The 10619-nt window shown below is 41.5% G+C and carries 9 protein-coding genes; 2 read left to right on the forward strand and 7 right to left on the reverse strand.

Annotated elements, in window-relative coordinates:
* Positions 1–31: 31 nt before the first annotated feature.
* Together FCV43_RS09835 and FCV43_RS09840 are read right to left on the reverse strand one after the other, a co-directional pair.
* On the reverse strand, positions 32–802 hold the full coding sequence (locus FCV43_RS09835) for a ribonuclease H family protein (protein ID WP_136995052.1): 771 nt from the start codon (positions 800–802) through the stop codon (positions 32–34).
* 101 nt (positions 803–903) lie between these two features.
* Complete coding sequence (locus FCV43_RS09840) at positions 904–1440, reverse strand: adenylate kinase (protein WP_136995053.1); 537 nt, start codon at positions 1438–1440, stop codon at positions 904–906.
* Positions 1441–1613: 173 nt separating this feature from the next.
* Here FCV43_RS09840 and FCV43_RS09845 point away from each other — a divergent pair, with 173 nt between their 5' ends.
* Positions 1614–1856 carry an RNA recognition motif domain-containing protein gene (locus FCV43_RS09845; protein ID WP_136995054.1) on the forward strand — a complete coding sequence of 81 codons (243 nt, stop codon included), beginning with the start codon at positions 1614–1616 and terminating at the stop codon, positions 1854–1856.
* 98 nt (positions 1857–1954) lie between these two features.
* Here FCV43_RS09845 and FCV43_RS09850 read toward each other — a convergent pair whose 3' ends face one another.
* Complete coding sequence (locus FCV43_RS09850) at positions 1955–2935, reverse strand: aldo/keto reductase (protein ID WP_136995055.1); 981 nt, start codon at positions 2933–2935, stop codon at positions 1955–1957.
* 168 nt (positions 2936–3103) lie between these two features.
* Between FCV43_RS09850 and FCV43_RS09855 the strand changes: the two genes are divergently transcribed.
* Entirely contained in the window at positions 3104–3979 is an 876-nt protein-coding gene (locus FCV43_RS09855; RefSeq protein WP_136995056.1) for a LysR family transcriptional regulator, read from the forward strand.
* Here FCV43_RS09855 and FCV43_RS09860 read toward each other — a convergent pair.
* The 4 genes from FCV43_RS09860 to FCV43_RS09875 all read right to left on the reverse strand — a co-directional run bounded on the left by FCV43_RS09860 (position 3976) and on the right by FCV43_RS09875 (position 10308).
* Positions 3976–5742 (reverse strand): sensor domain-containing diguanylate cyclase, encoded by a 1767-nt coding sequence (locus tag FCV43_RS09860; RefSeq protein ID WP_136995057.1) that lies wholly within the window; start codon positions 5740–5742, stop codon positions 3976–3978. The two genes, FCV43_RS09855 and FCV43_RS09860, sit on opposite strands and share 4 nt — an antisense overlap.
* Positions 5743–6063: 321 nt before the next feature.
* Positions 6064–7992 (reverse strand): hypothetical protein, encoded by a 1929-nt coding sequence (locus tag FCV43_RS09865; protein WP_136995058.1) that lies wholly within the window; start codon positions 7990–7992, stop codon positions 6064–6066.
* A gap of 311 nt (positions 7993–8303) precedes the next feature.
* A complete protein-coding gene (locus tag FCV43_RS09870; protein ID WP_431188290.1) occupies positions 8304–8909 on the reverse strand; it encodes a helix-turn-helix transcriptional regulator in 606 nt (201 codons plus the stop codon).
* Positions 8910–9030: 121 nt separating this feature from the next.
* On the reverse strand, positions 9031–10308 hold the full coding sequence (locus FCV43_RS09875; protein WP_136995060.1) for a serine dehydratase subunit alpha family protein: 1278 nt from the start codon (positions 10306–10308) through the stop codon (positions 9031–9033).
* Between the last annotated feature and the right edge of the window lie 311 nt (positions 10309–10619).

The following is a 10619-nucleotide window of genomic DNA, read 5'->3' on the forward strand; positions in this document are numbered from 1 at the left end:
AGCCTATGAGAGCGCAATGGTTAAAGGCGGTTTATCCTGCTTGCATTGCGAGAATGGTTTCAATATCAAGCGTGTCATGGTATTGAGAGAAAGCAACTTCTTTCGATTTGATCGCGAGCATCGACATGCGATCGGCAAGCTCGTTTCCTTCAACGCCCACGTGCCCATTGACATGTAGAATCTTAATTTTGCTTTTTAGTTGCTGGTAACGCGTAAACATCTCTTGGATCAGCTCTAGATTTTTAATCTCACCGCCCGCTTTTTTCCATCCTTTCTTTTCCCAGTTCGCTGCCCATTGAGTAATGCATTGGATTGAATACTTAGAGTCGCAAAAGATCACCGTGCTTTGGTTCGCTTCGGTCTCTTTTTTAGCCATGATTAATGCTTGGTTTAACGCATTGAGCTCTGCGGTGTTATTGGTGCCATTCGGATTGAATAACCCAAGCCAAAGAGATTCAAGTTGGTTTTGTCTATAAACTGCCACTCCAGAGCCCGCTTTGCCAGGGTTTGGATCGCAACCGCCATCGGTGAATATTTTTACCTCGGCATTTAAAGCCAAAATTTCTTGAGCAGTATAGGTTTTCACGCTATTTGCTGCCGGTTTTTTCGCTGTACTACTTCGAGAGCTGGTGGCGCTGGAAGGGCTGCTTTTACCGCCAAAAGCACTTTCTGCTTCTGATCGAGTCTTGAACGATTTGTATCGAGCACCATTGAAACCATCGACGTGGCTTTTACACGTTGCCCAATCGGTAAAAATACCCGTTTGTCGTCCTTTCCATACTACATAAAATTTTTGTGCCATGCTGACCTCTGTCTCGTTGATGACTTCAATATAACGTGCAAGGTTACGTTGACAAAGCAAAAGAGCGAAACGACCGTGCAGGTGTTCATTTATAACGCGGTTTACTTATTTGAATAACGCTCAATAAACTGATGCGCTTCTTTTGGCGATCTGATCTGAATGAAATTGATATGTTGATAGCGCTTGTCATTCATCATTGAGAGGTATCTATCTCTATTTTTTGCGTAGGTTTTAATCGTCCATAAAATGATGGAATCTGAGCTCATAAATGACTTACGAAACGATTCTTTGTTGCCCGTTTCCGGCCATAGCTCTTTTCCGCTTAAGGTGCGTTTGATTGCCCGGGTAATCGCTTGGTAGAGAGTGCGGGAGAAAGAGTAATCTATCCAAATAATCGTATCCACATTTTTCCATTTCGTTGCTGCGGTACGGTTGTAGTTACCATCTAAAACCCATGTTGGCTGAACTAATTTATGGCGTAATGCAGCGAAGAATTCGTCATCGCTGGGCTCTTGCCATTGTGGCTTCCAGTAAATTAAGTCCATTTCTAGGTAAGGGTAGTCGAGTATAGCGGCAAGTTGTTGGCTGAAGGTTGTTTTTCCGCTACCACTTGTGCCAATCACGTTGATTTTATGCATCTGTGACTCCACGGGAAATAAAGGGGGCGAAATTATAAATGACTATTTTATGAGCACCAGTGAAGAGTGGAAAAATAACGTTAAGTTGTGATGTTAATCGCTACTTGGTTTCTGCTCGCGCATCTGTGATAATCTTTGAGGACAAATAACCACTTAAATAAGATATGGCACCCATGAAACTATTAGTTCGCAACCTTGCTCGCACAACGACCGCTGAAGAATTGAAAGCACTTTTTGAAGAGTACGGCACGGTTGTTTCTAGCAATCTAGTTCTTGATGCAGAAACTGGTCAATCGAAAGGATTCGGTTTTGTAGAAATGCCGGAATTTGAAGAAGCAACAAAAGCAATGCAAGCGCTGAATATGACGAAAATAGCAAAGAACACAATTCGCGTTAAAGAAGCAAAAGCTTATTAATAGCATTTCGGTGGCATGAGTTCTGGATGCCATCGAGATTAAAAAGCACGAATACTCTCATTGTTGAATGAATAGTATTCGTGCTTTTTATTTTGTGGTTATGGTAATGCATGACCGCGAGAAGTGACAAATAAGCGGTACCACTCTTCTCGTGAAAGGGTAACCGCTGGTGCGAGAGCAGAAGCTCTGATGCGGTCAAGGTTTGTTGTGCCAATAATCGGTTGAATGTTGGCAGGGTGACGAAGTAAAAAAGCCAATACAATCGCTTCACTTGGCACTTGATGTTTCTCACTTAAATTCAAGACAAGCTGCGCCGTATTACGAATATTGGCGTCTTCCGAATGAAGTCCTGCTTCGGAATATCGACCTTGAGCTAAGCAACCCCAAGCTTGTATTTGAATGTTGTTCATTTGGCAGTGTTCTAATGTCCCACTAACGAAATTAACATGCTGGCTGCCTTCGCTTCCGACTAATACCCCATCATTTAACCAATCAAGTTTAGACAAGCTCATTTCGATTTGATTAGCAACAATTGGTAAGTCTAGTGCTGATTGTAGAAAACGAATTTGATGCAAGTTCATATTTGATACCCCAAGATAATCAAACTTTCCATCAGCGTTTAAACGCTCTAATGATGCCGCTAGTTCATGTAAATCCATTAATGGATCAGGGCGATGAAGAAGTAGCATATCGAGTTTTTCAGTATGCAGTCGTTTTAGGATGCCGTTGACGGAATGCGTTATCCATTCATTGGAAAAATCGTAACGTCCTGGGGCGGATTCATCTTCAAACCGAATGCCGCATTTGGATTGAATGAACATGTCATCGCGTAAAGAGGGGGTTTGTTTCAAGACTGAACCAAAGGCAATCTCTGCTTTATTAAAGGTGTAGATATCAGCATGGTCGAAGACAGTGATTCCCGACTCTAATGCAGTATCAATGACTTCATTCGCTTGTTGGACGTGCTCATTACTCACCGGATTGTTGTTCCAACCACCCCCTAATCCCATGCAGCCATATGCAATTTTACTGGCTTTGGATAGAGGGTTTGTTAGCAGGCTATTTCGTTCAGTACTCATCGTTTCATGTCCATTTTACGGAGGTTTATGGCTATTCTATTGTTCGGTAACTTAAAGTGAAGAGGTATAAAAAGAATTCATTGTTTTGTATATCGAACAAATCTTTTGTGGATGGTAATATTAGGCCAACGAAAGTAGGAGTGATGTGTCACTAGGTATATATAAAAAATGGAACATAAAAGGATCCAACGATTAATGCTGTTTGTGGAGCTCGCAAGGCAGCTTAACTTTACTAAGGCAGCGCAACAGTTGGGTATATCCAAGGGGTATCTTTCTGAGCAGATAAAGTTGCTTGAGAAAGAGTTACAGTGCCCACTGTTGATTCGCACAACGCGAAGTGTTCGTTTAACTCAAGAAGGTGAGCATGCTTATGCTCAAGGCTTGGCGATTCGTTCTCAGGTCATCGATCTTGAACGGAATATCATTCAAGACCACAACCAAATTAGCGGCCTACTGCGACTGACCGCCCCTAAAATGTTTGCAGAGACCTATTTATTTGAGCTGTGTGATCAGTTTAGAAGCCTTCATCCTGATGTACAGTTTGAGATAAATTCTAGCTACACCACATTCAACTTAAACCAACAAGAAATTGACCTCGCATTTCGAGCGACGAATCTGCCTCCTGATAATATGGTGGCGGTGAAGCTGTTTCCATATCAGCATGTGTTGGTTGCTTCCCCTGAATATTTAAGTACTTATGGCATACCTGAACAGGTGAGTGATCTTGAAGACCACCAGTGTTTGACGACGTTACATCAGAAATATTGGCCATTAAAAAATCAAGAAATATTGGTCAATGGTTGGATTTCGACGAACGAAAATCATCTATTGAAGAAGCAAGCGCTGGCAGGAAAGGGGATTGTTCGGATTGCACAGTACTACGTAGAGGAGGAGATAAAGCAAGAAAAGTTAAGCTGGGTATTGCCATTAGAGACACTACCCGAGCCAAACCATCTTTATTTACTTTATCCTCAAGTGATATACCCATCACTGAAATTGAAAACCTTTATTACGTTTGTTCGTGATTATTTTTCAAGCATTTAAGCGTTCTTCACTTTCACCTTGTCAGCTTTTTTTTGAGGTGAAATCTCAGTAATAGAGCCAGATTCAGGGGATGAGCTTGAACCATTGTTCTGTTGTTTCTTTTTAGGTGACTGTGACTGCTTTACATGTATTGCTTGGTTACGACCATTGGCTTTCGCTTCATACAATGCGGTGTCTGCGGCTTTAACAAGTGCCTCTGTGGGAGCATTCATATCTGGATAGGTGACCACGCCAATCGAGACTCCAAGTTGTCCTAAAGATAATCCTTTCATATCAAGATGTAGGTTGTGGATTTTCTTAACGATCGAATTGGCAAGTTCAATGGATTCCTCAACAGAACAGTTAGGGCTGAGTACCGCTAGCTCTTCTCCGCCTAGACGATATGCTACATGCTCTTGATCAATATCATCTTTCAATAAACTGGCAACCTCTTTTAAAACATAATCTCCAGCATCATGTCCGAAGTTGTCATTGAAGCGTTTGAAGTGATCCAAATCTAGCATTAGCAAAGACATTGGTGTTTTGTCTTGGCTTGCGCGTAACCACTCTTGGTCGATGGTTTCTTCAAAGTAACGACGATTAAATAGCCCTGTAAGAGGGTCGCTTAAGGCTTGAGATCTGAGTTTTTCTTGTAGGTTTAGGTTGGCTAATGCTAAGCCCAAATGCTCTGCAATAGTAAAGGCTAACTGTTTGGTTTCCTCAGGGATTAGCTCATCACTACTATCAAAATAGAGATGAAACATGCCGATAGTGTTGCCATGAGCCGTTAAAGGTACGCACAGTGTTCGTCCTTCTTGTTGGCAATTATCCATATGGTTACAAGGAAGTTGGTGGTAGTCATCATGAGATAAATGATACCTGCCTTTTCTTAGAGCCCAACAGTCGTGTGGCGCATACACTTTATTGGCTGGCCATTCGCCACCCCAGTCGAGTTTAACTTCTAGTTGGTTACGTGATTCTCGCATGATAGAGACGCTGCCGTTAATATCCCCAAGGATCCTAGGAATAATATCGGAAACCACGGCTTGTGCTTCATTGATGTTGTTACAAGCGGCAAGCATATTGGCTAATCGGTGTAATAGCTCAATCTCTTGTGTACTTTGGCGGATCCTATCTTCTTGTTTGCTTCGTTCTTGTTTGACTAAATGGAGAATTTTCCGATTACTGTACCAAGAGAACAGTAGCAGAGTGAGAAATGAACTTCCCATCAGAGCAAAAACGATATATTCGAGATCTTTTGCCATTGAATAAAGCGTCGTCATTGGCATTGCGAGTCGAAGAATATAGCTGGAGTCGTGGTCATGGTCGTCTAATGGAAGTTCAATTTTCTTGGCAACGTACAACATCTCTTGGTTAAGCGTTGAGCTGTAGTGTTGTGATAACCCATTGAGTCCACTTAATGCAGAGATAACCTCAGGGCGATTACTGTGATCATCTTGTTGTGAAACTTCTCGTGGAGTCAGTTGTGAATCACCAAGTACTTTTCCTGAGCTGTGAATAATTGTAAAACGGCGGCCAATCTTCGCTTGAGATAAGGTATTAAGAAATTGGTCGACCTCTGTCTCTGACATGTCGTAAAGATCGATCTGTTTCTCTTTAATTTCATGAGTGACGTCATCAACTAAGCTGAACATGTAGTCGCTGACGATTTTTGTGAGCCAACTATTGAGGGTTTGATTATATAAATACCCGCCAAAAACCATGGATACAATCAAGGCGAATATTGGAAGATACTGAAATCGACCAAATGACGTTGTGTTCATACTCTCTCCTAGCCTAGCGATATATTACTCGATTGTTCTATGACAACCTGTTCTCTATTGAATGATAGAGCTGCCGAATGATTTACGGCATATCATTTCAGTGTAGTGTGTTGAAGGCAATTTGTATCATTTGCGATCACATTAATGCAATAAATTGCTTACATATGGAACGGCAATCTACACCTAAGAGGTTGATTTATAGTAATGAGATTTGGTGATTGGTAAGGGATTAAATACATCAAAAGGATCTGGGAGGAGTGTCTGTTGTTCATGTAAAAACTTAACCAGCTGAATGGTTCAGCTGATTAAGCTTATGATGGTCTATTCAATGGTTGAACGGTGGCGGTATTTGCCTTTCAGCGTTCCGCTATCGCAATTGATAGTAAAGTCTAGAGCCACTTTTTGATAATAATCGACATATGTCTCTTTTTGTTCCTCTACTTGCTCATTTTCTAGCACTTCTAGCTGCATTGTTTTGGTGTTGCAGTAATAAGCCCAATCAAGGTTGTTTGTTTTTAAATCAATTTTATTTCCAATATTGGTGTTAACATAATTGTTATATAAACCAGAGACATCCAGTAAGAAATCATTGTCATCATTCGAGTTAAAAGCATTTTCAACTTTTAAGCTGGTTGCTGTAATGGCACTGGTCGAGTCTTGGACAATCGTTACATTTCGATTAGCCAGTTTTGGATAAGTTGAATCTGTTTCAATAGATAAGTAGCTATTACCATTGATTGGATCTTTTACCGTTAAATTGACTCGGGACTCAGTTTTGCGATTATATGGGTCAGTTATTTTTGCGAGAAATACGTAGATTTCCCCAGGTTCCATGTCTTGTGGATCGATTGAAGCAGTCGTCGCACTGAGTTTTTTTACTGGAATGAAGTGCATACCTCCGCTTACGTGGCTCCACTCGATCGCTATTGGTGCTGAGGCATAGGAAACTTGTGTTATGCCAAGAGTAAATGGAGACATTTCTGTAAGGAGTTGATCTTGCGTTACTTCAATGTTGAATGCGAGCGTGGTATCAAAGTCAAATGATGCATAATGATTATAACTTTCATCAAAAAGCATTACGTTATAGCTGTTGTCGACTTCTAGATCTTTGGTGAAGTTGATCGTAACCCAAGGGCCATCTGCCGAAATGGTATACATGTCATCTTGCAGTAACTCTCCTAAACTCGATTTTCGCAACTCAATATTCTTTAGATCTTGGGGTGCGGGAGCCGGCATGACTAAAATGGTTTGACTTGGTTGAAGTGGATTTGAATTGGTATGCTTAATCTTTGGTGATTGTTCATTGAAGTACCAACGTTTGCTGAAATTATCAAAAATATCACCCGATTTAATGCCTTGTCTTGCAGGGAAACTAATCGCGGATCCCAACATCATATCTGTCCAAGATACATTTTGTATGTCACGGACCCCTTGAATGTTTATGTCAATCTCAGCAATATTTGAATAGTTAGGAGATACCACTACTTTGTCTCCATTCGCCCCTTGTATTTCATAGTGGCCTGCTGTGGGGTAGCTACGAATATAACCACTAAGCGGTAAGGTTGTGCGTAACCAAATATCGCCATCGAACTGATCTGGTTGAGATAAGTTGGCCTTGGCAGTCATACTGTAGGTACCTTGATTATAATTTAGGCTCCTGACAATTTCGTTATCTTTGAAGTATAAGTGGGCTCCGTTGATGGAGATACTCTCATCCCCAGTCAAACTCATCCTATATTCAACATTATTTTCGGAAGTAATTGTTTGTTGAATATGCGCACCGTAACTTGCCGTATATGGATTTCCATCGGCAGTATGTTTTAAATCAACGGTACTAATATCCCCTTCAAATTCTAAGTAATGATTGTTTTTTTGCAGAGAGCTAAATGTTGCTGTCGTTTGACCTGTGATATCGCCAAGCCCTTCAACGTTACAACTATTAAATGTAATGCTCAGTGTTTGATTGTTTAGTGTTGCGGTATAGGTGCCAGTACCGTTGCTATCAAAAAGGCATTCTGCTGTTGTTGTTCCATCTTCTAGATTGAGTTGATGGAGTACACTAATAACAACATTTGATAACGCAACGGGTTGTTCAAGGGTTTCTAGGCTATTTGCTGCAAATATGGCATTTTGCTGAGAAAGCTGCGCTAAAGTATCGCTATTACCGCCACCACTACTACTGCCACCGCCGCCTCCACATCCTGCAATTGAAGAGGTTAAGATGAGTATTGGTACAATGCTATGTTTCACGCTTACATCCTTATATAAAAAAGTGATAATTTGACTTTATTTTATAAGCTGAATAATTACTCTAGGTGTTAGCTATTCGCAATAACCCTAATAAAATTATGTGATTGTAGTAACCTTATGTGCAATGAAGTTCTCATGAGGGGGAGAGGCTTTAGCCGTTCGATAATTCTATTTTACGTAGTGGTATAGAGACGTGGTACAGATATATGGAAATGCAGTAAACGATTTAGGAAAGGAGTAGGCATAAAAAAGGAGACGAACTGATAACGGTTATCTCCTTAGCGCTGACTCAGCTGATTTTAGGTTCTCACCTAGCTATTTTCTAATTCTCTTAAATACAGATAAACAGTGTCTTTAGATATTCCTAATGCTTCAGCGACGAGTTGAACACTGTCTTTATATTTGAAAATGTTGAGCCCGTGAAGTTTTGTGACGACCTCGCGATTACGCTTTGAAGGTGCAATTTCGTCGTTTTTCCAGGTCTCTTCTTTTATGGTGCTAATCGTACTGGTGATGGTCTCATCGATATTTTGCGCGAAGGTTTCCGGCGATTGTGAAATATCACAGCAAGCAGTGCTTGGAGGGAGCATCGTGCGTAGGAAAGATTGTAATGGCGCATCCATGTCCACGTTTATGCACAATAGGCCAATGGGAACATCTTGCGGGTTTCTTACAATCGTGGTGATTGAGTGTAATGTTTTCCCACAAGAGGTTTTAGTAAGGTAAGAGTCAGAGATATCTTTCCCTTCCTTTAGTTTGAGTAAGGCTAGATTGGTAATGGGAGCGCCGTGACCTCTTCCGGTAACATGACCATTGGCAATTTTCACTATAGATGGATTCTCACTGTCGAGGCTATGCAGTACCACCTCCGTGTATTCCCCATACATCCGTGCGATCCCATCCACCACATTAGACATCGAGTTAAGAATATCGTAATCATTTTGAGTAAAAGCCGTGATTTCCAATGTTATTACCTTTAAATGCTTGTTATACCAATCTATTTTACTGGCTGACCATTGCTGAGTGACGAGCGAGTTGCTATGCCGACATAATATCGATGATGGTGCTATCGGTTGCCGTCATGCCGCAACTTACCATTGAACCCACGTTTTTGATCGTCTGCTCAACCTCTTTTGCAACAATGCCTTGCCCTTGCACTGAACTATTGTTCATCGCCATCATAAATGAACGAACGGCCGTTGAAGAAGATGTGCAAACTTTCATCGCGCAAGAGGATTTGGCCCCATCGCAGATCATCCCGGAGCTATCACTGATCACGTTTTGAATCGCAAAACAGGACTGTTCAAATGATCCACCGGCAAGATAAACAATCGCCATCGAAGCGGCAGCGCTGGTTACCGTATTACCACAGAAAGCGGATAGTGGAGGGTAGTGTGACTTGATATAAATAGCACCAAGGTGGCTTAAAATCAGTGCGCGCGCTAAATCTTCTTCTGTTTTACCAAAGGTTTTGGCTGCGATCGTAACGGGAATGGTTGCCGCGATCCCTTGGTTGCCACTACCAAAATTACTCATAGCAGGCAGAGTTGCTCCCCCCATACGCGCATCAGAAGCGGCAGAGGTGTACATCTGAATTTTAGTCATCAGATCTTCGCCGATAATGCCATTGGATATGTTTGACTGAAACGTTCGGCCAATTTCTAAGCCGTAGGGGTTGGTCATCCCTTCATTGGCCAGTTTTTCGTTGAGATCAGCCGCATCTAATATAAATGAAATATCAGCAAACGGTGCCGATAGGGCGAATTCGTAAATGGCTTTGATGTTAATATCAACCCCATCACAAATCGATGCAGTGGCTATTTTATCCGTCAGTGGCGCTTCAAAGGTTACGGTGCCATTTACTGTTTTGCGAAGAATGTTAGTGTGGCCACCGCTGATCGTCACGCAAGCTTCATTTTGGGCGTGACGTGCGGTCACTGAGCAGTAAATAAACTCTTCCGTATCAATTTTCTTTACGCTGATGGCTCCGCTATCTATTAGCTTTTGAGCTGCATCGACTTGATCTTGTGTTATTCCAGCGAGAACTTCTAGACCAGCATTTGGGTTACCAGCAATGGCACCTGAGGCTGCCGCGATCGGTAAACCTATTTTTCCAGTACCAGGGACAAATACACCCATTGAGTTTTTATAGAGATTGGCAGATACCAATACTTCAATGGCATCTGGCACAACGCCATTTAATTCTTGAACAGCTAAAGAAGAGGCATAAGCAGCAGCAATTGGTTCGGTACAACCAAGAGCGGGTTTAACGACTTGCTTGATAATTTGAATGTACTGTTGCCATTCTTGTTTCATGATCGACGCCTTCATAAAGTAAGCATTATTTGCAATTGCTTAAGGGATTTTTATAGCACGATTCCATGAGTCACTTATTTCCCTAATATGTGCTGTTTGATGGGCGACATCTTACCCGTTGTAGTGAATGGTTTTGTGCTTTTCCTCAAGTAAACTTGATATTTTTATCATAAATAGTTGAGTTTTTTTGATTGTTGGCATTATTTAGGCTTATTCGTGCTATTTCCTCAATAATAGATGAGAACTGACTTAAAGGCGTTGAACCTGATTTCGCTTGGGTTTATAGCGTTCTAGAAGATAAGAAGATAAGA

Origin of the sequence: Vibrio genomosp. F6 (genome assembly GCF_005146325.1) — a bacterium.
Lineage (GTDB): Bacteria > Pseudomonadota > Gammaproteobacteria > Enterobacterales > Vibrionaceae > Vibrio > Vibrio cortegadensis.

Excerpts from the sequence above, each read along its gene's own strand:
- FCV43_RS09835 (WP_136995052.1), bottom strand. The coding sequence starts at position 802 with ATGGCACAAAAATTTTATGTAGTATGGAAAGGACGACAAACGGGTATT.
- FCV43_RS09840 (WP_136995053.1), bottom strand. The coding sequence starts at position 1,440 with ATGCATAAAATCAACGTGATTGGCACAAGTGGTAGCGGAAAAACAACC.
- FCV43_RS09845 (WP_136995054.1), top strand. The coding sequence starts at position 1,614 with ATGAAACTATTAGTTCGCAACCTTGCTCGCACAACGACCGCTGAAGAA.
- FCV43_RS09850 (WP_136995055.1), bottom strand. The coding sequence starts at position 2,935 with ATGAGTACTGAACGAAATAGCCTGCTAACAAACCCTCTATCCAAAGCC.
- FCV43_RS09855 (WP_136995056.1), top strand. The coding sequence starts at position 3,104 with ATGGAACATAAAAGGATCCAACGATTAATGCTGTTTGTGGAGCTCGCA.
- FCV43_RS09860 (WP_136995057.1), bottom strand. The coding sequence starts at position 5,742 with ATGAACACAACGTCATTTGGTCGATTTCAGTATCTTCCAATATTCGCC.
- FCV43_RS09870 (WP_431188290.1), bottom strand. The coding sequence starts at position 8,909 with ATGTCTAATGTGGTGGATGGGATCGCACGGATGTATGGGGAATACACG.
- FCV43_RS09875 (WP_136995060.1), bottom strand. The coding sequence starts at position 10,308 with ATGAAACAAGAATGGCAACAGTACATTCAAATTATCAAGCAAGTCGTT.